Source organism: Chitinophaga sp. 10T418 (assembly GCF_056394125.1).
In genome coordinates this window covers 1-25,949 of sequence record NZ_JBFTHG010000014.1, presented here as the reverse complement: position 1 = coordinate 25,949, position 25,949 = coordinate 1, and the positions used below count along the sequence as shown (strand labels likewise).

15 protein-coding genes and 1 pseudogene are annotated in these 25,949 nt (G+C 43.4%); 12 read left to right on the top strand and 4 right to left on the bottom strand.

The annotated features are described in order from the left end of the window. The first annotated feature begins 9 nt into the window (after positions 1 to 9). The 3 genes from AC1DCV_RS30130 to AC1DCV_RS30120 are packed head-to-tail and all read left to right on the top strand — an operon-like array spanning position 10 to position 3,948. Complete coding sequence (locus AC1DCV_RS30130; protein ID WP_477026635.1) at positions 10 to 342, top strand: PadR family transcriptional regulator; 333 nt, start codon at positions 10 to 12, stop codon at positions 340 to 342. Position 343: 1 nt separating this feature from the next. Further along, positions 344 to 2,992 (top strand): ABC transporter permease, encoded by a 2,649-nt coding sequence (locus AC1DCV_RS30125; protein ID WP_477026634.1) that lies wholly within the window; start codon positions 344 to 346, stop codon positions 2,990 to 2,992. A 50-nt stretch (positions 2,993 to 3,042) separates the two neighbouring features. Beyond that, positions 3,043 to 3,948: an aminoglycoside 6-adenylyltransferase gene (locus AC1DCV_RS30120; protein WP_477026633.1), complete on the top strand. Its 906-nt coding sequence runs from the start codon at positions 3,043 to 3,045 to the stop codon at positions 3,946 to 3,948. Between the two features lie 158 nt (positions 3,949 to 4,106). Here AC1DCV_RS30120 and AC1DCV_RS30115 read toward each other — a convergent pair whose 3' ends face one another. Continuing rightward, a complete protein-coding gene (locus AC1DCV_RS30115) occupies positions 4,107 to 7,256 on the bottom strand; it encodes a TonB-dependent receptor (RefSeq protein ID WP_477026632.1) in 3,150 nt (1,049 codons plus the stop codon). Between the two features lie 359 nt (positions 7,257 to 7,615). On the opposite strand from AC1DCV_RS30115, the gene AC1DCV_RS30110 reads away from it, so the two are divergent. From AC1DCV_RS30110 to AC1DCV_RS30090, 5 genes are all read left to right on the top strand, one after another. Further along, the gene (locus AC1DCV_RS30110) at positions 7,616 to 8,521 is read left to right on the top strand and encodes a hypothetical protein (RefSeq protein WP_477026631.1); all 906 of its coding nucleotides are present in this window, start codon (positions 7,616 to 7,618) and stop codon (positions 8,519 to 8,521) included. A 369-nt stretch (positions 8,522 to 8,890) separates the two neighbouring features. Beyond that, entirely contained in the window at positions 8,891 to 9,319 is a 429-nt protein-coding gene (locus AC1DCV_RS30105; RefSeq protein ID WP_477026630.1) for a nuclear transport factor 2 family protein, read from the top strand. 345 nt (positions 9,320 to 9,664) lie between these two features. After that, positions 9,665 to 10,408, top strand: coding sequence for a hypothetical protein (locus AC1DCV_RS30100; protein WP_477026629.1), 744 nt, complete (start codon positions 9,665 to 9,667; stop codon positions 10,406 to 10,408). 352 nt (positions 10,409 to 10,760) lie between these two features. After that, positions 10,761 to 11,114 carry a DUF1016 N-terminal domain-containing protein gene (locus tag AC1DCV_RS30095; protein WP_477026628.1) on the top strand — a complete coding sequence of 118 codons (354 nt, stop codon included), beginning with the start codon at positions 10,761 to 10,763 and terminating at the stop codon, positions 11,112 to 11,114. Positions 11,115 to 11,137: 23 nt separating this feature from the next. Then, positions 11,138 to 11,443, top strand: a complete 306-nt coding sequence (locus AC1DCV_RS30090) for a PDDEXK nuclease domain-containing protein (protein ID WP_477026768.1) — start codon at positions 11,138 to 11,140, stop codon at positions 11,441 to 11,443. 355 nt (positions 11,444 to 11,798) lie between these two features. On the opposite strand, the gene AC1DCV_RS30085 is transcribed toward AC1DCV_RS30090, so the two are convergent. Together AC1DCV_RS30085 and AC1DCV_RS30080 are read right to left on the bottom strand one after the other, a co-directional pair. Beyond that, on the bottom strand, positions 11,799 to 12,899 hold the full coding sequence (locus tag AC1DCV_RS30085; RefSeq protein ID WP_477026627.1) for a hypothetical protein: 1,101 nt from the start codon (positions 12,897 to 12,899) through the stop codon (positions 11,799 to 11,801). Positions 12,900 to 13,367: 468 nt separating this feature from the next. Further along, positions 13,368 to 14,162, bottom strand: a complete 795-nt coding sequence (locus tag AC1DCV_RS30080; protein ID WP_477026626.1) for a hypothetical protein — start codon at positions 14,160 to 14,162, stop codon at positions 13,368 to 13,370. Positions 14,163 to 14,511: 349 nt separating this feature from the next. Between AC1DCV_RS30080 and AC1DCV_RS30075 the strand changes: the two genes are divergently transcribed. The 4 genes from AC1DCV_RS30075 to AC1DCV_RS30060 all read left to right on the top strand — a co-directional run bounded on the left by AC1DCV_RS30075 (position 14,512) and on the right by AC1DCV_RS30060 (position 25,311). Then, on the top strand, positions 14,512 to 15,774 hold the full coding sequence (locus tag AC1DCV_RS30075; RefSeq protein ID WP_477026625.1) for a serine hydrolase domain-containing protein: 1,263 nt from the start codon (positions 14,512 to 14,514) through the stop codon (positions 15,772 to 15,774). Between the two features lie 480 nt (positions 15,775 to 16,254). Further along, complete coding sequence (locus AC1DCV_RS30070) at positions 16,255 to 20,106, top strand: hybrid sensor histidine kinase/response regulator transcription factor (protein ID WP_477026624.1); 3,852 nt, start codon at positions 16,255 to 16,257, stop codon at positions 20,104 to 20,106. Between the two features lie 390 nt (positions 20,107 to 20,496). After that, the gene (locus AC1DCV_RS30065) at positions 20,497 to 23,682 is read left to right on the top strand and encodes a SusC/RagA family TonB-linked outer membrane protein (protein ID WP_477026623.1); all 3,186 of its coding nucleotides are present in this window, start codon (positions 20,497 to 20,499) and stop codon (positions 23,680 to 23,682) included. 24 nt (positions 23,683 to 23,706) lie between these two features. Beyond that, positions 23,707 to 25,311, top strand: coding sequence for a RagB/SusD family nutrient uptake outer membrane protein (locus AC1DCV_RS30060; RefSeq protein WP_477026622.1), 1,605 nt, complete (start codon positions 23,707 to 23,709; stop codon positions 25,309 to 25,311). 419 nt (positions 25,312 to 25,730) lie between these two features. Here AC1DCV_RS30060 and AC1DCV_RS30055 read toward each other — a convergent pair. Next, positions 25,731 to 25,949: pseudogene (locus tag AC1DCV_RS30055) on the bottom strand (hypothetical protein); the annotation flags it as partial.

Below are 25,949 nucleotides of genomic sequence, written 5' to 3'. Positions count from 1 at the left end.
ATATCAGAGATGAAAGGTACAAACCTCGGAGAATTCGAAGAACTGGTGCTACTCACCGTTGCAGCGTTGATGAACGAAGCATATAGCGTAGCGATATGTGACGAACTCTCGAACCATACCGGCCGTTCAGCGAAACTCGGCGTAGTGCATGCGGTGCTCAACCGTCTCGAAGAAAAGGGCCTTGTGAAAAGTGAGCTGGGTGAGGCAACGAAAGCTCGTGGCGGTAAACGCAAAAGGTTCTATCAACTCACTATGCAGGGCAAGGCGTCATTGGTCAGCGCCAAATCAATGCGTGATGAACTGTGGGCCAGGATACCGTCCCTTGTTTGGCAAAAAATGTAGCATGAAAGAACAACGGCAACACCATCCGCCCGCCTGGGCACAGCGATTTGTAGAATGGTATTGTAAACCCGGACTCGTAGAGGACCTTACAGGAGACCTTAACGAATGCTTCGAGCGGAATGTACAATCCATCGGGCCACGCCGTGCAAAGCTGATCTACATCATTGATACCTTCAAATTCTTCAGAAGTTATACGGTACGAAGTTCAATATTTGTCAACCTTTTTATGAACCGGATCATGATTGGAAGCTACGTCAAAACATCAGGGCGCAACATCATGCGCAACAAGCTGTTCTCATTCATCAATATCCTCGGCCTTGCCATCAGTATGTCCGTTGGGTTATTGTTGATCGCGTTTCTACTCGACCTCCGTTCGTACGACAGGTTCCACAAAAATGGCGAGCGGATATATCGCATCACCAACATATTAACCTCCAACAGCGAAGAAAACGGCAAGTTTGCCTCCACATCTGTAAAAACAGGAAAGCTCATCCGCGAGAAGGTGGCCGGCATTGAAGAAGTGGCTATTATGCGCAACAACTTCTCCGGCGATGCGAAGGTGGGCGACAATATCCTCCCCATTAAGGGCTTCTGGGCAGAGCCCTCGCTGTTCAGGGTCTTTACATTTCCAATGGTGGAAGGCAACCCCGAAACGGCGCTGAAAGATCCTTATTCGGTTGTTCTCACGGAAACGGCAGCAAAGAAGCTGTTCGGCAACCAGGCGGCACTCGGCAAGGCAATCAAAATCGATACACTCGTTTACCAGGTGACCGGCATCATGAAAGACGTTCCCTTCTTTTCGCACATCAGCTTCGAAGTGCTGGTATCATTGTCCACCGCTGAACAAACCAATAAAGGCGATAAAAATTATGCCGCATGGACAAACATGTGGTCCAACTCCGTCTACCTCCTGCCCTCGAAAAATGCCGACATCGCAGCCATCCGGTCGCAGCTCAATGTGCTTGCAAGAACAGAAAACCTCGCAGACGAAAATACGAAGATCCAACTCGAACTACTTCCTTTATACAACATCGTGGTTGGAGAAAGCCTCCGTCAATCCGAGGGCGGCCCTGGCTTCACGGGCCCTCACATCCCCCCTGTTGTGCTTTGGATACTCTTCGGGCTGGCGCTCGTTGTGATATTGTCTGCGTGTTTCAATTATACCAATCTCTCGATAGCACGCGCTATGCGCCGCATTAAGGAAATAGGTCTTCGCAAAGCTATCGGCGCCGAAAAGAGCCAGGTACGGCTACAGTTCCTGGCCGAAGCGGTGATGATCTCACTGGCAGCACTGCTGCTTTCATTCCTCCTGTTTCTCGTATTGCGGCCGCTGCTGATCAACATGGCGCCGGAGATGCAGCGAACGGTGAAGCTAGATCTCACGCCATCCATGGTGGCAGCCTTCATCATCTTTTCTGTCACAGTAGGTGTTATTGCCGGCTTCCTGCCCGCTATATACTTTTCAAAAATCAGCCCCCTCAATACGTTCGGAAATGTTTCATCGGTAAAAATGTTCAAACACCTGACACTCAGGCGTACGCTGGTAGTGATTCAATACACAGTTACACTGATATTTATTACCACTACCGCCGTTGGCTATGTGCAGTATAAAAACATCCTGGCATTCGACCTGGGATTCAGCACAACAAACATTCTGAACATTAATATGCAGGATAATAAACCCGACGTACTGCTCAAAGAACTCAGCGAGATGCCGGAAGTAACTGCACTTTCCCGGTCGCTGATTACCACCGGCGTAGGAAACGCCTGGGGCGGCAATATGAAATACAAAGATTCGCGGGATTCTGTGCTGGTCATGACCAATCACATTGACGAAAACTATTTGCCACTGCATGACTATAAACTCGTTGCCGGCGGAAACTTTATTGCCCGACCCACCACAGCCGAAGCCGTTGGAGAGGTAATCGTCAACCAGCAGGTTTTAAAGCGATTCAACATAGGCGCCAACAACCCACAAAAAGCAATCGGGGAACAGATCATATTGAATGGACGCAAAATGACGATTGTTGGCGTAATGCAGGACTTTCACTATGGTAAGGTGGAGAACCTCATCGGACCAGTAGCATTCACTTTCTGGACCCCCGAAGACAGAACTATCATCAGCGCCAAAATACAAAGCGCCGACATGCCGGCCACAGTAGCTAAGATCGGGTCCATATGGAAGAAGATTGATCGTGTCCATCCGTTTATGGCTGAATTCTATGATAAAGCAATAGAAGATGCATACAGCGAATTTTCCACCATGATCAAGATCATTGGCTTCCTTTCGTTTTTGGCCATTTCTATCGCATCAATGGGATTGTTCGGAATGGTGGTATTCACCACCGAAACAAGACTAAAGGAGATTGGCATCCGGAAGGTAATGGGGGCCAGCGCCGGCAACCTTATCTACTTGCTGAGCCGCGGTTTCCTGGTCCTCCTGTCAGTATCGGCGCTCATTGCCCTACCGGCAACTTATGTCTTCTTCCAAACCATTGTGCTACCCAATTTTCCTTATCATGCACCCGTGCAAATCACTGAGCTATTCGCTGGATTACTGGCGGTATTGCTGATCGCCTTCATCATGATCGGGTCGCAAACGTTAAAGGCTGCGAGGACCAATCCGGTGGCGGTCCTGAAGAGCGAATAATTATTGATACATATCGACTTACCCAACAACAAAAAAAGAGAACATCTAATATGGTTAGCAGGAGTGAAACAGAAATGATGCAGTTAATACTTGGAGTGGCAGAGAAAGAGCCACGGATACTGGCTGTATTGCAAGATGGATCACGATCCAATCCCAATGTAACAAAAGATATATTCCAGGATTACGATATCATCTTTGTGGTAGAAAACCTCGAACCCTTCCTGCAGGACCATAGCTGGGTAGACGTTTTTGGCGAAAGAATGATCATGCAGATGCCGGAAGACATGGAACTGTATCCTCCTTCGCCGGAACTGGAAGGCGCATTCTCCTACCTGTTGCAGTTTAAGGATGGAAACCGTATTGATCTGATGATGGTACCACTGGAAACACTGGATCACTTCACCAGTGATAGTCTTTGTAAAGTTATATGGGATAAAAGCGGGGTATTAAATGCCAATCCTCTTCCTCCTGCAAGTGACGCAAGTTATATAGTACAAAAGCCATCAGAACGTTCGTTCAATGATTGCTGTAAYGAATTCTGGTATACCAATGCCGGCCTGGCAAAAGGATTGTGGCGTGAAGAAGTGATACTGGTCAAGGAATTAATAAATCAGGTGATCCGTGGAGCATTGATACAAATGATGGATTGGTACATCGGCTGCCGTCATGGATTTACAGTAAACCCGGGCAAGTTTGGAAAGTTCTACCAGCGTTACTTAGAGCCGGAGATGTACGAAAAAATGCTGGCCACTTATTCAGATGCCAACCTGCAACATATATGGCAGGCAGTGTATACTACGATAGATCTCTTCAGATATTCAGCCAGACTTGTTGCAGCGCAGTTAGGCTATGAGTATCCGGAAAATTGGGACAAAAATGTAACGACCTATATGTTGCATGTACAGCAGTTACCGAAGGATGCGGAAATGATTTATGCACCGGAAATAAAGAGATGAACGAAGTCAAACACTTCCTGTTTGATCTTCGAAAACTAACAGCATAGCAATGCCATAAAATGCCTGTCGCCAGACCGAAGTTGAACTTCAGCCTGGCGACAGTCGATATATATTTCGCGGATGATTTCAATTCATCTGATCATCCTGCTTAGCAGATATTAGAAGAAGAATCTTGCTCCCACCTGCACCTGGTAAGGATCTCCACCTGGATTAGCAATTCCGCTGGTGTTAACGGAATAGTTATACGTGCTGGTTTCTTTACTGAATGCAGAAGCACGGTATAAGGAGGTATTACCAAAGTTATGGCTTGCACCCCATTTCTTATTGAGCATATTCGCGAAGTTGAAAACATCTACAGAAAGCTCAAAACCGCTCTTTTTGGAAACCTTGAATGTTTTAGCCAGTCTTAAATCTATTGTACCATAGAAACCATTGATGCCTCCATTTCTTTCAGCAATCTTACCTTCTGATTTCTCCACATATTTTTTGAAGCTGCTACCTGCTGCTGAATTCAAAAGCTTATTCAACCCATCTCTAACTGCTGCTGATGTAGCCGGATCATTCGGATTAAATACATAAGCCAGGTCATTGGTACCACTTACAAAATCCTGGTTGCTGTTTACACCAGACAACAGGCTGTAACGGGTGCCACCGATACCGGAAAAGCGTACACCGAAAATAAATCCTGCAAAGGAGGGTGATGTACCGTAGAATACTACCTTATGACGGAACTGTAAATCAGAGTAAGTCATTTTACTCAAATCACGTGGATCATATGCCACCGGCAAACCTAAAGTAGCACTATTGGCAACGTTACCGTTGTAAGAGGTATTATCTTTGGAATCGTTCCAGGTATAGCTGGCGGTGATGCTACCATCTTTATAATAACGGTAGTTAACGTCATATACAAAAGTATAGGTATTATTTTTACCCTTGCTGGTCAGTTCCAGTACCCTGCCAAACGCCTTGCTGATTCTACCATCCAGGTAGTTACCACTACCACCGCTGGTATTCATCTTATCTAAAGGAATATATACTCCCCTGTTGGCCTCATTAGACAAAGTGAAGTAGGGAGTTTCCACCATATTTTTGTCTATATAGAAGTAGTTATTACGGCCATAGGTAAGATAAGCAGAAACACCCATTCTCAGGCGGCTGGTAATATATTTGGTATAGTTGATATTAGCTTTGTAAACGACAGGTATTTTAGCATCCGGACCTGTGTAATTGATGAGCGGCAGCTGGTACTGTGCAAAAGCAGGCACCGTAGAAAGATCTTTCCTGTATGCGGCGAAATCAGGAGAAGGTATACTTACAGAACTGGTGTTCAGGTTAGCGGTTCCGAAATGTTTGCCATCAAATGTAAGATTGTTGATGAGCATATAGTTATTAATATCGGAGCTAAACACACCTGCACCCACTTTGATATAATCTGTATGCTTTTGGTTAACATCCCATGTCAGTTGAACTCTTGGCTGTGGCACAAAAGACTTAATGCTGTTATTGGTGTTTAAGCCAAGTGCATTATGCAGATCCTGGTTAAATGGCGCTTTAGGATAAGTAGCCATATCGAAACGTATACCGGCAGTAAGGCTTACCCCGCTACCCAGGTCTGTTTGCAACTGGCCATAGATGCCACCATTGAAAATACTGGAAGTTACGCTTGGATCAGCCACCAATGGCACTTCACGATAGAATGCATATGGTGTATTATTACGGAAAGCATCCATGCCTCTGTACACATATCTACCGTTTACTTCACTGCCATACAGTGATTTAGCGTGTGTGTACATCAGATCGATACCGAAGGTATAGTTAACTTTTTCCGTGTTGTAATACAGGTTATCGGTCAACTGGACTACGTTGTTGGTAAATCCTTCCTGACCAAAGCGGTGACCACCGATCTGAACGTTGGTAGACTTGGTAGTTCCGTCAGACAATACAGAAGTTACGTTTTCAACAATCGCTCTTGGCAGCGCCCCTGGCAGCTCATCATTTTGTCTGCTGGCTTGCCAGGTATACAAATGCTGCACCTTCAATTCGTTGGTCACTTTAGTGCTGATAGTAGATCTCAGTGTTACCAACAGGCTGTTATCCTTGTTGAAGTCATTACCGGTTGACTCATACAGGTCAATGGCCGTATTATCAATCAAACCCAGTTTATTGACATCATTGGTATAGTTATCTCTGATGGTCAACAGGTTCTTATCGTTAATCTGCCAATCCAGGCGCAGGAAGCCGGCATCAGACTGACGTGTTTTTCCAAAAGAGCCATATTGCGCATGGTTGGAAACACCATACTTTGTTCTGGCAACATTCACAAATGTATCCAGTACATTCCTGGTGATGTTATATACCAACTCATCTGAAGGAGATTGTATGTCTGCAATTACCAGGGAACGGTTATCTGTTTGATGATCCCATGCAAAGAAGTAGTGAAGTTTATCTTTGATGATCGGGCCGCCGATAGATCCCCCGAACTGATAAGTGGAATAGTCATTATTTCTTTTGTTACCGCGGATATCATAAGGGCTGGATAACCAGTTAGCACGACCAAAACCAAATACAGAACCGGAAACCGTATTGGTACCGGATTTGGTAACAGCGCTTACGGTACCACCGCCTGATCTGCCGAGTGTAACATCATACTGGTTGGTAACAACTTTAAACTCACGAACAGCTTCAATAGAGATAGAATAAGGAGCACCGCTTCTGGAGGTAGTAGGACCAGCAGAAGTAGGGTTCTTTGCCGTCATACCATCGATTGTATAGTTGGTACCAGATCCCAGCTGACCACTGATACTGTTACCATTACCGGTAAGCGGCGACAGCGCTGCCAGGTTAGAGAAGTTTCTTCCATTGACAGGCAACCTGTTCATGTCAGTGGGGGTAATGGTAGTAGCAGCACCTGCATTCACAATCGCTTTCTTGTTGGATGTAGACACGATGGTAACAGCATCAAGATTTGAAACAGATTGCTCCAGATCAAAGTTTACCTGGAGAGCATCCCCCTGGTTAAAATTATAGTCCTGCTTTTTCTGAGAACCAAAACCTATTGCCGATACAGTAATAGTGTAAGGACCACCCAGTGGCAATTGTTTAAAGGTGTAAAAACCTTTGGTATTTGACTGGGTTCGGTTGGTAAAACCAGTCGATTCATTTCTCACTGTAATGGATGCACCGGGTATCATTGTGCCATCCTTCCCTTTGATCTGACCATGCAGATCAGCCAGGGTGGATTGTGCAAATACTTCGGAACACATTAGCATACCTAACGTAATAAAAAGGAGACAGATTGAGCGCTTCATCGATTTAGATGGTTTAAATTCAGGCAGCGAAGTTATCTAAGCAGTATTTATCGAATATTAACGCGGCGTTAACAAAATATTATATTTGATTTTCACACCGCATTACAAATGAGTCGTATCTGATATTTATATGCTCATTAGTCGGATTATTAGGATATCTCAGGCAAACAGGTCTCATACATTTGTCGGATCCAAACTAACAGTAAAGCAGAAAAGAATTCAAGGTGAATTTTATCGGTTACTTAAATATAAACAACATATTATAAATTGCCTAAAAATGAACAATATTTATATTATTATGTTGTGAGAAAGAACCGGTAATCTTTTTAACGAGTACCTACAAATTCATACCAGTCCTGATGAAACGAATAAGGAAACTATTAAGTGTTTTATACCATTCTTTATACGCTACCCGGAAAACTCAACAAACGGACATCCTGCTCCTGGGAAAACTGCTTGCCAGGCAGAACAAACAACTACCTATCCTCGACGATCTTGCGGAGGCAGAATTTAAGGTATTTTCCCAATCGGGAGATGATGGTATTATTCAGTACCTGATTCATAAAGTGGAGATCCCCAATAAAACATTTATAGAATTTGGCGTGGAAAATTATGTGGAATCGAATACCAGGTTCCTGCTCAAAAATGACAACTGGAGCGGTCTCCTGATCGATGGCGGCCGGAAAAGTATTGACTACATCAAAGCCGACGACATCTACTATCAGCACAAACTGGAAGTGGTACACTCGTTTATTACAGCGGAAAATATCAACGAGCTGATCACCAGGGGTGGATTGTCGGGAGAAATTGGCCTGTTATCAATTGATATAGATGGCAATGACTACTGGATCTGGAAAGCAATCGATGTAGTACAACCCGTTATTGTGGTGGTGGAATACAACAGCGTTATGGGAAAAGAGCGGGCCCTTACGGTGCCTTATAAGGCCGATTTTGTAAGAGAAAAAGAACACTACAGTCACCTTTATTTTGGCGCTTCACTAAAGGCACTATGCATGCTGGCAGAAGAAAAAGGCTATTATTTTGTAGGTTCAAATTCCTATGGCAACAATGCTTACTTCGTTAAAAAAGAAAGACTGGGAGCCCTGAAAGCCCTCAGTGCTGAAGAGGGCTATGTAATGTCGCATTTCAGGGAAAGCAGGGACAAACAGGGGAATATGAACTATCTGTCAGGCGCTGACAGATACTCTTGTATAAAAGGATTGCAGGTATACAATGTTGTAAACAATGCTGTAGAAGCCCTGTAGCAGTCCTGCTCTACCAGCCGCTTTTTTAAGTTTCTTAAATGGAAGAAGAACTGGTTCCATATTTAAAGCCACCCTCTAAGGTGAGACACTAATTTTTCACGACTACTCTATTGTAAATTTTTAAGCTCCTGTATCCGAATTTGTATCCTTCCGGACTAGCTGAATTCGTACCTGGTTGTAAAGAACTTATAACCCGTACCAATAAACGAAAACCTTTGCCAATCAGTGTTAAAAAGGATCATTGCTCTGATCCTGGCAGTAATATTAATTTTGTGTAATTCCAGCAATATACATATACAAATAAATGTCATTTATTTTATCTTTATGTGATAAATATGTAATAATTATTTTAAAAAAACAGCATTGTCCATGAGCCAACAACACCCTAATCTGGAGATTATCGGTAAATTTTTTGAAGCCTATAGCAAGTTTGATGCTGAAGCCATGAAAGAGGTTGTAGCAGAAGACGTTAAATGGACGATCCCCGGGCATCATCCAATGAGCGGTACTAAAGTAGGTATCACAGAAGTTCTCGCCTACTTCTCAAAGCTAAGCGAATCAGGATTCAAGGCGGATCCTATTGTATTGGGCGTAAATGACAACTACGTGATTGACTGCCACCGCGGCTGGAGCAGCCGGGAAGACGGCAACAATGTAGATATGCTATGGTGCCTGCTGTGGAAAATCAAGGACGGTAAAATTGTAGAAGTGGTGAATTTCGCAGCAGATCAGCATGAAGCAGACCGCTTCTTTTACAAGGCATACCAGCTGAAACCTATCCAGGAAAGAATGGCCTGAGCATATAGGCAGCAAAAGCAAACGGGCATCTCGTAAAAGAGAAACTCGTTTGCTTGCCCCAGGTGTTGTAGTTAATCCCGTTTAAGTCCATTACGCACGCCAATACCACTGCACTTCTATGTTGGCTTAAGACAATATGTTGCTACAAAATGATGTGATGAGAAATATCTTTTTCAATATTTTCTAAGATGCTCATACACTCCCGTTTGTCATTCTCAAATCCCCATTGCACTATCGTTGAATATTATACAATACGCCATACACTCCCTTTAGATAATCTTCAATCCAGCCCGAAAACAGGTTCCCCGGATTGTGTTATATTTATAGTAATCAAAATAATCTCCCATGGCAAAACAAATGTCTGTCATTTCCTTTACGGGAAAACTCGGCAATCTCATAGGGTATAAGCGCAATGGCCAATACTTCCTGCGTAGCATGCCCGAAAGCGTGCAGCAAACGGCTGCTACCCGCCGCGCATCCCGGCGCTTTGGCATCGCCAGCAGAAAGGGCGCTTTTATCCGTAAAGCTTTCTACCCCCACCTGGATATCCATTGTGACGGCGCCCACATCAATCGGCTCAACAGACTGCTCATTGCTGCCGGCGATCACCACGAGGCCCTGACTGGCTTCCGCTTCAATCAGCATACAGGAGTAGATCCTTTTTTCCCGGTGGCACCCCGGCTTCTCCGTAACGGGATATTAAATATTCCCGCACAAACCATCGCCGGCTATAAAGGTATTGCTGCGCTGGAAGTAAAAGTGATCGCAACGCGTATTGATTTTACATCACGTCAGGTGGTGGGTAGCGAAACGGTTACACTCATGATAGCCCCCGGTACCACTTTCCAGGAAACAAATGTTTCGCTGGATGTCCCCGGAGAAGGCTCACTGGTGGTAGTTTTCCAGGTAAGAGCCCTATACAAAGACAGCCCATCGCACAACAGACAATATATAGCCGCCGATATTATTGCCGTGGCAGCCCCACAGGTACGCAAATATGCTCATAAACGCACTTACCCAAAGCGGAAGATATTGCTTCCCAACCTTACCTATACATACACCTATCCATCAGTCATTCAACTGGAATAAAACGATTCTTGCCCCCGGAGATATTTTGATGAATAAACCTTTTATACCTGCTTCCTTTCAATAGTACATCTCTTTCGTCAGCTACAGCATACTTCTGAAGCAGCCCTGCTATGGCCGGTTTCGACCTCCATCCTTCTTCTGATTCAATTTCATCCCGATTATACACCCGCACGTCATCCCCGCATCAAGTCCACCTCTGCTGCACGGCTTCTATAGGTGCTAAGCGGGTGCTAAGCATAGCCTCAGCATAGTCTACATAATGAAAAGGTAAAAAACGCTCTAAAGGAATATATCGCTGGAACCGTGCCATCGCAAACCGTTTACAAGCCTATCGATAAAGCAGCAGCATTGATTGAAATATTACGGCAACTACATTTATGGAGAAAGAAAAAATATGCCGGAATACTACCAGATGGTTAATCCTTTTTTATTCACTTATCTGATTCTGTATCTCTTCTTTTCGCAAGAATTTGAATTTGTGCCACAACCTGTGGCACAATTACCCTGGTCTTATCAACCAATCTTGATTTCAAAAATAAAAGAGTTCAAAATAGCCCTCCTGTACGCGAAAGCCACACACCAGAATGGCTGGTCGAGAAATCAACTCGAAATTAACATTAAAAGTAATTCTTATTTAAGACAAGGAAAAGTTGACCTCGCAGCTGAAAGTATTAAGGATCCTTATCATTTTGATTTCCTGGATTAGAAGAAAATTCCCGGGAACGGGAAATTGAACTGGCTCTTACACAGAAAATAACTCACTTCATGCTGGAACTTGGGAAAGGGTTTGCTTTTGTTGGTCGTCAATATAAATTAGAAGTCAGTGAATCTGACTATTTTCTGGATTTATTATTCTATCACTTACACCTTCCTTGTCTTGTAGTTATAGAATTGAAGGCCGGAAAATTTCACCCGGAATATGCAGGCAAGCTAAATTTCTATTTATCGGCAGTGGATAGCCAATTAAAACACGCTACTGATAGCCCTTCAATTGGAATGATATTGTCCAGAATGAAAGATAAAATAGAGGTGTGATATCCCCTTCGTGACTTGAACAAACCTATAGGGATAAGCTCTTTTGAACTTTCAGAAATTATTCCTGACAACCTCAAAATTCAACTACCTACTATTGAAGAAATGGAAAGAGAATTAATAGATGAGCAAAGCAGCTGACTCAAATAAAAAAGCGTGATACATTCCTTTGAATTGTATCACGCTTTGTGAACCCCTTGAGACTAGCACGTATCTTCGTAATGTCTTGTAGCGTTTGTGTTTGATAGTGGTAAGCGTTTATTGCTAACCGTTATGCTAACCTGATTGCTTAACCAGTGAAATAATGTTGAATAAGCAACTTGCTATACAAACGTAAGAAATTTAACTTAATATAACTTTACTTAGACTGTTTTCTCTCTAACTCTTCTAACCGTTTACCTTGTTCTAATATCAGTTGTTGTTGCGTTTCCAATTTCTTATTCTGATCAATCAGGTATAAAGTCAATTCCTCAATTTTCTGTAGCAATTTAGCTTGATTTTGTCCTAAATCAAGCCCCTTTTCTCCTATTTCCTTCGCAGAAGATATTTCAGGAAGATGCTTATGGTCTTTAATAAATTTTTCTATTTGCTGTAAAGAGGGGAGAACATATGAAGCATCAAATACGTAGTCTGGCCAACCGGTTTGCGTTACCTTTATTCTTTTTGCGAAAACGTCACCATTAACTGCGAGTGTTGCCTGAGGAGTTGATGTTCCTATTCCTACATTCCCTCCATTAGGATTGAGCAACAGCTTCGTATTTGGCCCTTCCCCTTCGCCGATTTGGATTTTAGTTTCCCAAATTGGTGCAGGAGTAGTTCCGATTTGAAAGAAAATAGTGCCAGTAGAAGCATTCCTATAAATGCGGAATCCGTAGCTCCCGTCACTTCTACTTATATTGAAAGAATGATCACTATTGGATGCCAAATGCAACTGACTAACAGGGCTGAAGGTACCAATACCAACTTTGCCATTGTTATCAACTGTTACCCTATCAATAGTTCCTGTTCTAATCCTAAAATCATTATTGGGAGAATACCATCCTATACCATAGTTATTTGTTCCGGAAGCCCAGTAACCTCCTGTATTTATTGTATGATAATTACCATTAGCATATACCGGTCCAAGAATCTGTAGTGAAGAAATCCCGTCATCTGTTGGGTTATTTATGAGCGTGCGGCTCTGTAAATATATTCCTCCCAGTCCTACATTATCAATATAAAAATTTCTATTGGCATCATTCCCATATCCGATATAAGCCTGTGCCGTTCMGTTGGCGTTATACCATCTTAGATAATTTTTCGCGTTGCTTGTTGCGTTTTTAAATATTAGATTTTCACCATCTCTTTGCGAGATATTACCTTTGACTGTTACTTCCTGCAATGTTGGGGTTTGGCTATTAGCAGAATAGCACTCAAGCAATAAGGACAAAGCTACCAGATAACTTATTTTTCTATGCATAGGTATTTTTTAAGCAGAAGAATTCGCTGCAATTTATGGAAAATAAAATGGAGCCGCCAGCTATAATATTGGGGTAATACTAAAACACCTAAACCTATCATGCTACCGCATTCATAAAAACCGATTGTGAGCCAACACAATACGGCTTTTTTCTTTTCGCCGGCAACCTGATCTCTCTTTTTATCTCCACTACATTTCCCTTTTGCGACCATCGGAAACAAAAGGCAAGCGGTTTTTGCTGATGAAAAGAAAAAACAGAAAACAAAAAAACCTTGTAGATTATGTTTCTACAAGGTTTTAATTACGTGAGAGTATTTCCTCTTACTCCTGATGGTGTCGCCACTGGAGGTTTTAAATTCCTTTGAAATCAGCTACAGGATTACGTATTAATAAGACAAATACTGAGTAACACTTGATATCTTTAGGCAAGATGATAAAAATCAACAGATCTTATTGAATTTCGATCTCTTATTTTTTTGATGCCAGATGTTCTTTGGTCATCCCAACCAGTCTTTCTATTGTTTCAATTTCCATGGCGTTCAGGTTTTCGTCAAATACCTGTTCCTTGGTTACGACCTGCATTCGATTTGTAGCAGGCTCGATGCACAATATCGTGATTTTGTTGACCCATCCTCCAAACTTTTCATCCAGGAATGTGCTTAGTTTAACGGGGAAATTCCTTACTGCCGGATTGAGATAGGCGATGCTCTTTTGGATAATACCTTGCCGGCTAACTGTATCTTCCAATATTTTATACGCAACATGGCCTATAACTGTATCCTTCACATACTGAAATCTAGTGACCGCATCCTTAAGAACGTCTATTTCCTTTTGTGCCACAAGCAGATACCCTATTTTTTTTTGCGACAATGGAAAGCTCGCTATTATTTCAGAAGAGTCGAGGTTTTTGTTGAATTGGGTAACTGTTTCAGTAGCAAGGTCCGTTACACTGTAACCGGCAAGCTCCTTATAACGCGGATCCTCTGATCCGTACTGGATTACATTTCCCGTAGCACTATCCATACCAGAGAAATGAACGGAAATGATATCTTCAATCAGGAATGTTCCGTAAATGTAAACGGTAGTAGGGCCACCGATCAGGTGGTCAATTGACTTGCCGTCAATATTTACGGTCATAACAACTTTTCCTTTTCGCGGCGACTCATTTCCTATTGTCCGGTACGAATTCAGTACACTATACATCACAAATGCCACACAAACATAAATTGCTATTTTAGTGGCAGTATAGATATTTTTTTTCATCCTTCTGAAAATAAACGTTACTCAATCAATTGATAATATTTAACTTCCAAAATTTTACGGAAGCATTGTATGGCTTGGAGCATTCAAAGTCAGCAGGCCGGAACTCGAATTAGAAACCCCCAAAAACGGTGACAATACCTGCCACGTTCACCAAACCAACTTACGGGGTAAAGTGAACCTGAACTATACCCTGTGACCAACTTACCAATATAGTTGTTCCTTTTAACATACTGCCATCATGAGATATTCCTGTAATATACAGTAATCGCAAGCATTCGGCCAGCCTCATTTTCTTAAAAAAGTTCTCATTAAAATAACCTTTCTTTATGGCAAGAAATATATTCTTAATATGAAAGGCATACACCAGCGTTCTGTTGAAAAAATCGTCGGAAAACTCTTTCTCCTTCTTTTGTTTATCTGTAATGCTGATCGTGTCAGGGGACAGTTAGCAGCTGATTCGCTAACAGCCGCGCTCACTATACAATACCAACAAAATGGTTTTCCGGGATTCAGCGTATCTATTGTAAACAGTGATAGTATTTTATACGAACATGCGTTCGGATTCGCTGACCTTGAAAAAGAAATTCCTTACACCACTACTACGGTACAACCGATTGCTTCTATCAGCAAACTATTTATTGGAATGGCAGTGATGAAAGCTATCGAACAAGGCCTGTTCACACTGGACACTGACATCAACAGTATTTTACCTTTTAAAGTACAACATCCGTATACGCCTGAAATACCCATCACGTTAAAACAACTCGTTACGCACACTTCAGGGATAACAGATAACCCTGTTGCATACAAAAAGACATACTTATACAATCCCCCCTTGCAGGAAGACAATCCCATCTATAGTTTACTGAAATCAAAAGGTTATGGTGCAAAAGGCCAGGACACTACTTTAGGCGCATTTCTTCAGGATTATTTAAGCGCGTCCGGCACTTTTTATTCAAATAATAATTTTGATAAAGCCGCACCAGGTAAAAGATATGAGTACTCCAATATCGGTTCTGATCTGGCCGCCTGGCTGATAGAACTTAAATCAGGTATTTCCTTCGCTCAGTACACACAACAATACATTCTGCAGCCATTGCAGATGATACATACTACCTGGTCTACCGCCACCGCAGACCAGGCAAAGCTGGCAACCTTATACACCGGCCTCAAAGTCCCCTATCCAAAATACAGTTCCGTTACTTATCCAGATGGCGGACTTACCACTTCTTGTCATGAGCTGAGTCTTTTTCTGAAAGAAAATATTACAGGGCAGGAAGGCAAAGGAAAAATTCTTACTGCTGCCTCCTACACCACCATGTTACAACCTGCATTTTCAACTACTTATAATCCAAAGAATATAGATCCGGGAGAGCCTAATATTGGTGTGTTCTATGCCATGAAAAAAAATGGTAATATCGGGCATAGCGGCAGCGATGGAGGAGTTACTGCTTTCCTTTTCTTTAGCCCCACCAAAGGTTATGGCATGTTATTAATCACCAATACAGAACTGGAAGGACTGAATGGTGTGAACAAAAAACTGCTGACAKGTTTTGAAAAGATATGGGGTACTATGAGCCACTACGCAGGAAAATTGCACCCTTCTAAATGATAAATACATACATTGTAAAGAGGTTATACAATCGAATTCGGCTAAAAACAAAACCCCGCGCAAATGCGAGGTTTGAAAGTTGTCTGTGATCCCCCTGGGATTTCTGGTGTGACATTCATCTTTACAGATGATGACACAGAACTACAACAACATATGATTTTTAATATTCTACAACTCCGTATAGGCGTTAAGGGTTATGATCTCACATAACGGAAGGCAAATGGAAACACCTCTAAAGTGGGAACGAAGTTCAGACAAAATATAAGTAACTCTGGTTAATATTATAAATATTGATATTATGAATATTCCGGCGAGAGAAATAAGCAGGTCATTTGTTTGGCAACTGTTATTAATTGTCATATTAACATTTAATATTTGTTTTTGGGGAAGAAGTTCGTTTAATTTATAACGCACTTATTGATCGCGGGTATACTTTAATAGTATTACCTATTAAAAGTCCACGTTTTTAAAACATATTAAATGAAAAGGGGAGGTCTGCTTGTTGCAGCAATGCTTTATGTAGCAGTTACTTTTGCTTCGCAGGTTAATTTTGTCAGTCTCAATAATACCTATGCCCTTACCATCAGAGAAATGGCATCGGTATGCAAGGATGTGGATGGATTCATCTGGGCTTCATCCCGGATGGGGGTATTGCGGGTGGCGGAACCAGACTGCAGGATTTACCGTTTACCCTATGTTTCGGCGGATGCTATTTCTTTGAAACTAATGTATGGTGCCGGCATGCTGGTAGCCTATTCCAATAACGGTCAACTTTTCAGGTTCGATAAAAGACTGGACAAATTTGAGCTGCTGATTGATCTTAGGGGACCACTGAAAACCGGGCACCTTAGTGTCAATAATGCGGTAATAGACGAGAGCGGGGCTATCTGGGTGGCTTCGTCCATGGGATTACACAGATTTTACGATGGTAAGCTCCGGGCAATAGGCAGGGAAACCGACGAGATGTCGCGAGTGGCTATATCGGATAGAGGTTTGCTCGCTGTAGTCCGCGGAAACGCACTATATACTATAGACAGGCGTACCTGTGAGCAGAAATACGTTTGTGGTAATATACCCAAAAACGTTTCGGCGCTGGTGTATGATAAAATTTCCAACAAGCTTTGGATCGGTACATTTTCAGATGGACTGATGTATTACGATTTTTCTGTAAAGAGTGCCGCTAAAAAGGTGAATATTGATTTGCCCTGGCAGCCGATTCTGGCAATTGCATTTAACACGAACGCTACAATGCTACTGGGAATGGACGGACAAGGTATCTGGGAGCTTTCGAGGTCGGGGGAAAAGATACTGCATCATTACAAGGAGGATATGAACGATCCTGAATCACTGAAAGGGAATGGCGTTTATGATATATTTTGTGATAGCAGCAGGATCTGGATCAGCACACTCACCGGAGGATTGTCTTACTTCGAACAGCATCCACCAGGCGCAGTACATATTGTACATCAGATAAACAGCAAAAACTCTCTGGTAAATAATCATGTTAACAGCGTTTTACAGGATCATTTGGGTAATCTTTGGTTTGCTACTAACAATGGTATTTCCCGGTGGAACGAAAAGACCGATAAATGGCAGACCTTTTACGCAGATAGAAAAGAAGCGGTTAGCGCTTTCCTGGTACTGGCAGAAGATAGTACAGGTAAGATATGGGCGGGCACATACGGGGCAGGTGTATATGTACTTGATCCGGCTACCGGCAGGGAGCTGGCGCACTACGCAAAGGAAAAAGGCAGTAACCGGCCTTTTAATAATTATGTATTTGATATTTATGTAGATAGTAACAAGGATATATGGTATGGTGGTGGCCTGGGCAATATTGTAAGATATGTCGCTGCTGAAAATAGCTTTAAAAAATATGACTATCAGCCTGTTTCTGCTTTCGCTGAGCTAAGCAATCATCAGCTGCTCATGGGATGTACCTATGGATTAGGTGTCATGGACAAACATAATGGTGATAAACAGATTATTGTTGATGGGTTCCTGGTAAGCGACATTGTTTACTACAAAAACAAAGTATGGCTGGCCACTGCCGGAAACGGCGTACTGTCCTATGATATGGGCGATAAGTCGATGCAGCATTTCAACATGAATAATGGATTGCCGTCAGACTATGCCAACAGTATCATGGTAGCTGATTCGTTTATCTGGATAGGTACAGAAGGGGGTATCGCAAAATTAGACCCGCAGCGGCAGCAGGTACAGACATTTGCACATATTTCACCGATATACCGACTGGCTTGCAACAGGAATGCGTCTTCCATTCTGAAAGATGGTCGCATCATCATTGGCACCAATAGCGGTGCAGTGTTGTTTCCGCCAGACATAACACAACCCAATGCCAGCAATGGCAGGATATTTCTGCAGGATCTTACAATTGCCGGCAGGTCCGTACATGATAGTCTTTCGCCATTAAGGGATATCGACCTCTCAAAATTAGCCACACTACAACTTAATTATTTACAGCACGACTTCTCATTTGAACTGGTGATACTGGACAAAGGTGTGTCCCGCTCTGCAATTGAATGGATGCTGGAAGGTTGGGACAAAGATTGGAATAAGTCGGGAGAAGGAAGGAAAATAAATTATAATAATATTTCCCCTGGAGAATACAAATTAAAAATGCATCTCCTGGCCAATGGTGTAATTGTAGCAGAAAAAGTAATAGACCTCCGGATAATCCCGCCATTCTGGAAACGCAGGTGGTTTTATTCTGCCGCTCTGCTGCTGCTGGTTACGGTGATGTACTTTGCCCTGCGATTATATGTTGATAAACTGCAACGCAAACATACCGCAGATAAAATCCGCTTTTTTACCAACACGGCGCATGAGATGAGAAACGCGCTCACACTGGTGAAGGCGCCAATAGAGGAACTTAAAAAAGAGATTTTTTCGGAGAAAGGCCACCAACACCTGCAACTGGCTACTGAGCAGATAAAAGAACTGACAACGACCGCTTCACGTTTGCTCGACTTTCAAAAAGTAGATGCCGGCAAAGAAAAAGTCAATTTCAGCAGCGTGGATATTGTACAGCTAATTGCAGTCAGAAAAGCGCTGTTTGACGCCTGGGCCGCACAAGAAGAAATTGTTATCCGGTTTAATACGGATGTCAGACATTATACTTCAGCAGTAGATGTACTGATGATGGAAAAAGTAGTCGATAACCTGATATCCAATGCAATAAAGTATGCGTACAGGAAAAGTACTGTACTGCTCGTGTTTTCCGGTACCAAACAAAGCTGGACACTGGAAGTAACAAACAAGGGAATAGGGATTGGCAGAAAAGCACAGCGCAGTATTTTTCGGGAATTCTATCGCAGCGAAAATGCAGTAAACGCCAGGATTACAGGTTCCGGTATCGGGTTGCTGCTTACCAAAAGTTATGTAAAATTGCATCGCGGAGAGATCTCTTTTGCCAGCCAGGAAAATGCAGGCGCATTATTCAAAATTGAAATCCCTTATACTGAGATAGCTTCAGTAGAGGATCTGACACCTCCACGGCAGGAATTAATCCATGAAATCATCTCTGCCCCGTTATGGTCAGACGTGGATGCACCGGAACCTTTAAGCAAACTACGTGTATTCATCGCAGAGGATAATGAAAAATTACGGGCCTTCCTCCTCACTGCCTTACAAACAGAATTCCAGGTATTCACCGCAAATAACGGACAGGAGGCATGGCCACTCATCCGGAAAGAGTTGCCGGACCTTGTAATTTCCGATATATTAATGCCTGAAATGAACGGCCATGAACTCTGCCGGCTCATAAAGGCTACATTCGAAACCTCACATATCCCATTGATCTTGTTGTCGGCACTCAATTCCCAAACCGACCAGCTTTATGGCCTCGGACTGGGCGCTGATGATTACCTGACCAAACCTTTCGATATACCGTTGCTGGTCCAGAAAATTAAAACCATCGTACGTAACAGAACGGTCATCAGGGAAAAAGCCCTTCGCCTGATTCAACCTGAAAATAATATTCCCATCCTGCAAAATGAGCACAACGACAAATTCGTGAAACAGGCGGTAATGGTAGTCCGCGACAACCTCGCCAACGCGGCGTTTGGAAAAGAAGAGTTTGCCACTGCCATGTTCGTCAGCTCCTCCCTGCTCTATAAAAAATTAAAAAGCCTTACCGGACAGTCGCCGGTAGATTTCATCAAATCTATCCGACTTAACCACGCACTCGGGTTACTGCAGTCCAGAAAACATAGTGTKATGGACATTAGCGAATTGTGCGGGTTTTCCAGTGTCAGCTATTTCAGTACTTCTTTCAAGAAATTTTATGGAAAATCTCCCGCAGAGATATAATTATCATTTTTACAATTAATTATAAAATAGGCCTGCATTTGGCATAAAATATATACCCGCTGTTTATTAATTGTCTAAAATACACTTAATAGAACAACAGGCATCATTTCTATGCCCATGGCTTCATAGATCGTTTGTCGACTATGAAAACCGCACTACATTCAAGGAATATTATCTAAAAGTTAAACTGAAATATCTGCTTTTGAATACTGTTGTTCAGCATCCACGGTATATTTGCTTCATCACCCCTCCGGAGGGTATAAAGCGTTATGAAATACTTCTGATTTTATTTAATAATCCCGTTATGAAACTATACGTCTCTCCTGTACGTACAAACTCAGCTACGTATAAAGACCATACTATAGTGGGGTAAATACAACAATTTATTTTATGAAATTAGTGTTATCCAGCAGCCTGGCAGGCCCAGGTCATGCAAAATTCCACCTGAGGTCCGGTATTTCCACTACCTGCCGCCTTATGCTTGCTGCCTCCATTTTACTATTGACCAGCAACACGCTCCGGGCAGAAGCAGCCCATGCCATGGCGCCTGCTGCAAATACCAGCAAGTTGATTGGGATTTCCGGTTCCATTAAAAATGAAAAAGGGGACCCGCTTGAAATGGCCAACGTCATGGTAAAAGGAACCTCCACCGGCGCCATTACTGACCATGCAGGCAGATTTACTTTGAATGCTCCCAACACACAGGCTACGCTGATCGTTTCCCTCATAGGATATCAAACACAGGAGATATCCCTCAACGGACGTACTGTGGTAGATGTTGTACTGATAGAAAACACCAAAGCCCTGAACGAGGTAATAGTCATAGGATATGGTACCCAGAAAAAAGCAGACCTGTCTTCCTCCATTGCAACAGTAAACCCAAAAGACCTGCTGAAGGTTCCCGGCGGTTTCCAGGCAGCCATGCAAAGCCAGGTGCCAGGCGTACAAATCACCGGCGATAAGATCAGGATCAGGGGAGTAGGATCTATCAACAATACAGACCCACTCTACGTGGTAGACGGTATGATCGGTGGTGCCATGCCGGACGAAAATAACATAGAAAGCATCCAGGTGCTGAAAGATGCCGCTTCCTGCGCCATCTATGGAGCCAGAGGTGCAAACGGCGTTGTGCTGGTAACCACCAAACGAGGCGCCGCCGGCAAAACAAAAATTGACTATAATGGCTATGGTGGTACCAAGGAGATGTCGCATAATGTTGGCCTCCTCAATGGTCAGCAACTGGCTGAACTGATCAACGAAGAAATGTATAACCAAAACCCTTCCCGCACGGATTACCTCCCTGCCTTGTCAGATCCCGCCAAAATCGGGAAAGGATATAACATGGTAGACGCCCTGCTGAGAACAGGAGGCTACCAGAAACATAACCTGGCCATTTCCGGCGGTAATGAAAATGCCCGCTTCCGCATCAATACCAACTATTCTACAGATAAGCCTGTTATCATAAAAGATGCTTATAAAAATTATGGCATTCAGTTCATATCCGATTTTACAAAGGGTAAGTTAAAAGCCGGTGAAACTTTTTCACTCAGCCGCAACCTCAGAAACTGGAGTAATAAAAATATTATTGATGCACAGAAATGGTCTTCTACTTTGCCGATCTACGACCCTAACAGCACTACAGGGTTCGCAGGAGCAGGTAACGGTACCGATGTGGCCAGCGCCCTGGCCAATGCCTACCTCAACTCCAACGAGTCTGAAACAATAGGCGCCAATGGTAATGGATGGGTGTCTTATGAATTGATTCCAGGCCTCCGCTATAAATTCAATATGGGAATCGACTTTTACAGGAACCGTACCCAGAATTATATCTCCGCCTACTCCGTAGGTCAATATCAGAACCACGATCCGGACGAACTGTCCATCTCCACTGCACAAAACAACAGGTATCTCTACGAAAATACCCTTTCATACGACCGCCAGATAAAAAAACATAACATCAGCGCACTGGCAGGTATCACCTCCGAAAATTCCGAATACCGCGCCGTAAACGCCGGCGCCAGATCGCTGCCAAGTCCCGATCTGCTGATCCTGGGCCTCGCTCAGCTTGCCTCTTCACGTGTGGTTGGATCAGGTGTGGGACGGACCGCCATGTACTCCCTATTAGGCCGGATCAACTATGCCTACGACAGTAAATACATGCTCACCGCCAACTTCCGCCGCGACGCCTCCGCGAATTTCGGTAAGGCAAACAGATACGGTAACTTCCCTTCCTTCTCTGCAGCATGGAGAGTAAGCCAGGAAAGCTTCATGAAATCCATACCTTTCATCTCCGACCTGAAAATCAGAGGCAGCTACGGAAAATTAGGCAACTCCGATATCAGTCCATACCAATATCAGAGTACGGTCAGCTTCGACCATGTATGGTATTATCTCAATGATGTAATGGTTACCGGTGCCCTCCCTGCCACACCGGCCAATCCAAATGTTAAATGGGAAAGTCAGCACTCCACCGACCTCGGTATCGACCTCTCCCTGTTTAATAATAAACTATCAGTAACGGTAGACTATTTCAATAAGAAAACTGCCGACATGCTGGTGAATGTTCCTATCTCCTACACCGCAGGATACCTGGACAATTTTCCGATATTGAACGCAGGTAGTATCAGTAACAAAGGATGGGAATTCCTCGTCAACTATAAAAATACAGTGGGGAAATTTACCTATGCCGTAGGCGCCAACCTCTCAACGGTAAATAACAAAGTGTTAGGTCTGGGTAATGGTAATGAAATCCTTGCGGGGGGCGTAAACCCTGGCGGTGAAAACGTGACCCGTACCGCTGTTGGTAATTCCATCGGTCAGTTCTGGGGATACGTCACCGATGGTTTATACAAATCCAAAGAACAACTGGACGCCGATAAAGCCTTCGCTCCGAATGCTGCACTGGGCGACGTTCGCTTCGTAGACCGTAACCACGACGGTGCGATCAATGCTGCCGACAAAGCCTTTATCGGGAATCCTATCCCACGCTTCAGCGGTGGATTTACCACAGATGTCAGCTATGCTTCAAAGGCCGGTACCTTCGATCTCTCCATGATATGGCAGGGTTCCTACGGCAACGACATCTATAACAACAGCAAATACTGGGGAGAAGGTATGTACCACTATTATAACAGCTTCTCCTCTACGCTCGACCGCTACCGCGCGGAAGACCTGGTATTTACCAACCCTGTCTCCGGCGTTAAAACCACATACCCTAAAAATACAGCTACCAATATGCCACGTGCGGTGTTAGGAGATCCTAATAAAAATCTTCGTGTATCCGACAGGTTTATAGAAGACGGCTCCTACCTCCGGCTGAAAACCCTTACCATAGGCTATACGCTCCCTACATCTTTACTGAACAAGTATAAAATAGATTTCATCCGCTTCTACGTTGGCGGTAAAAATCTGTTCACGTTTACCAAATACTCAGGCTATGATCCTGAAGTGGCCTCCGACAACAGCTTAAGCAATGGCCGCTATAACCTGAACCGCGGTATAGATGCACAAACGCCATGGGGACTGACCTTTACCAATACCCGTGAATTCTTCTTCGGTATGCAGGTCTCCTTTTAGTCGTAAACCAATAAATGCTTTAAGATGAAAAAATTCAATGTATATACCTGCGTACTTGCTGCTGCAATGATGACCTACAGCTGCAAACCTGATATGGACCTTAATAACCCGCAGGAACTCTCCATAGATACCTATTATAAAACACCTGCCCAGCTGGAAGCAGCTGTTATCCCGGCATACCAGGCGCTCATCGGTAAAGTGCAGGGCGGCTACGCCCGCTCTTTTTACTACGAACTGCTGGCTCCCGGTGATGACTTCAACCATACCTTTAAATGGGAACCCATGTATCAGGATGCCTATAACACGCCTTCCAGCGATGGTATGGCCTCCGGTAGCTGGAAGGATATGTGGAACGGTATTTTCGCAGCCAATATGGCCATCGACAGGATCAATGCTTTTACAGGACATATAGATGATAAACAGAAATCAAGATTGTTGGGAGAAGCACATTTTCTCCGTGGCTTACTTTATATGCACCTGGTAATGCTGTTCGGTGAAACAGGTCCCCTGATCAAAACCCCTGTGAAAAGCAATGCGGATTACTATCCGACAAATTCCAAACCCGGCGAGATCTATGCACTTATAATCAGTGATTTTCAACAGGCGGCAGGCCTTCTCCCACTCAGAAGTGAATTGTACAGCAACGCTACCTTCATAGGAAGGGCCACTAAAGGCGCTGCGCAGTCCTACCTGGCAAAGGCTTACATGTACCGCCCCATACTGGAAGTTGGTAAGCCGGCAGAATTTGCGAAAGCACAGGAACAACTGAAAATTGTAATAGATAGTAAAGAATACAGCCTGGTAAATAATTTCCGTGACAACTCCCTGGAAGCAACTGAAAATAATCCCGAATCAGTTTTTGAAGTACAAATGCACAACGGGCCGGGATGGCTGGGCGATGATATGTCCGATTCCTGGAGATGGCAGGAGATCGGTATCTATGACGGTACCGGTGGAGCATGGTGGAACCTCGCTCCCAACAAAAAAACATATAATGAGTTCGAACCCGGCGATCCGCGTAAATATATGACGCTCTTCTGCGACAACGGCGCCTTCTATACGCAGATCGATGGTAAAGTAACAGATTATAACTATTGGATGGCACATCTGGCCACCAACAAGGATCTATACGGTACACGCAAATACTGCCCGGATAAACAGACGGCCGACTTTGATGATGGCATCAACGACCGCCTTTTAAGATATGCAGACGTACTGCTATTATATGCCGAATGTCTCAATGAAGCAGGAAACGCGGCCAGCGCAAAACTATACATCAATATGGTCAGGCAGCGCGCTAATTTAGTTGTGCCCTCAGAACAACCGCAACTCTGGTATCAGCATTCGCCAGGTACCATCCCTGATGTAGACGGTCTTCTCGCAAAAGATACTACCATCAATGGTATCAGACTCAATAATATCAAAAATATTATTCAGCACGAAAGATTTGTAGAATTCTGTGGCGAATACCAGCGCTACTTCGACTTACTCCGATGGGGCATGGCTGATCCACAATGGCTGACACCACTTAAGGCTATAGGATGGACCCCCAAAGCGATGTACTATCCCTTCCCGCAGGCTGAATTAGACAACAACAAAAACCTCACTGGAAATGCAATGAATCACTAATGGAATAGCAACATGGAAAGCCGGTTCCTCATCAGTAGAGACCGGCTTTTTAAATTAAACAACAGCCAGATTTCGTCCTTCAAAAAGAAAACAAAAAATCACCCCCAGGCATTTACCCGGAGCGGTTTCCTTTTGGATAACACATTGAAAGATGCTATCCGGACAAAGTTGAGATAAGATGTATTTGATTGTATCCACAAAGATGGAACAGCATATGCAAACGAAGATCTGAACAAGGGCTGCAGGAAGCTTTAAAAGAATAGACCTATTAACCCAAATTAAAAAGTTACCTAATGGATAATTTTGCTAAAGATTATGTACTCAATCACATTGATATAATGATTCGCGATTTTAAAAATAAAAAAGCATACAGCCATAAATGATAAACCGGTAGTATTACATAAAGTGTGTCACGGTGGTTAAAGATTAAGTTTCAAACGTTCACTAAAWATAATTGATAATTGCGCCAATGTCTGATTCCAGTTGTGTACTGGCTTATTCCATTTTGCACATATATTCTCCTGGACAAGGAATAAAAGTTTCATGAGTGCGTCTTCCGACTGGAAGGCGCCTTTTGATTTGGTAACGGCGCGAAGCTGCTGGAAGGCGCCTTTTGATTTGGTAACGGCGCGAAGCTG

What these genes read in the sequence shown, in the direction of transcription:
- AC1DCV_RS30125 (WP_477026634.1), top strand. Translation starts at nt 344, where the DNA reads ATGAAAGAACAACGGCAACACCATCCGCCCGCCTGGGCACAGCGATTT.
- AC1DCV_RS30065 (WP_477026623.1), top strand. Translation starts at nt 20,497, where the DNA reads ATGAAATTAGTGTTATCCAGCAGCCTGGCAGGCCCAGGTCATGCAAAA.
- AC1DCV_RS30105 (WP_477026630.1), top strand. Translation starts at nt 8,891, where the DNA reads ATGAGCCAACAACACCCTAATCTGGAGATTATCGGTAAATTTTTTGAA.
- AC1DCV_RS30100 (WP_477026629.1), top strand. Translation starts at nt 9,665, where the DNA reads ATGGCAAAACAAATGTCTGTCATTTCCTTTACGGGAAAACTCGGCAAT.
- AC1DCV_RS30080 (WP_477026626.1), bottom strand. Translation starts at nt 14,162, where the DNA reads ATGAAAAAAAATATCTATACTGCCACTAAAATAGCAATTTATGTTTGT.
- AC1DCV_RS30115 (WP_477026632.1), bottom strand. Translation starts at nt 7,256, where the DNA reads ATGAAGCGCTCAATCTGTCTCCTTTTTATTACGTTAGGTATGCTAATG.
- AC1DCV_RS30060 (WP_477026622.1), top strand. Translation starts at nt 23,707, where the DNA reads ATGAAAAAATTCAATGTATATACCTGCGTACTTGCTGCTGCAATGATG.
- AC1DCV_RS30110 (WP_477026631.1), top strand. Translation starts at nt 7,616, where the DNA reads ATGAAACGAATAAGGAAACTATTAAGTGTTTTATACCATTCTTTATAC.
- AC1DCV_RS30130 (WP_477026635.1), top strand. Translation starts at nt 10, where the DNA reads ATGAAAGGTACAAACCTCGGAGAATTCGAAGAACTGGTGCTACTCACC.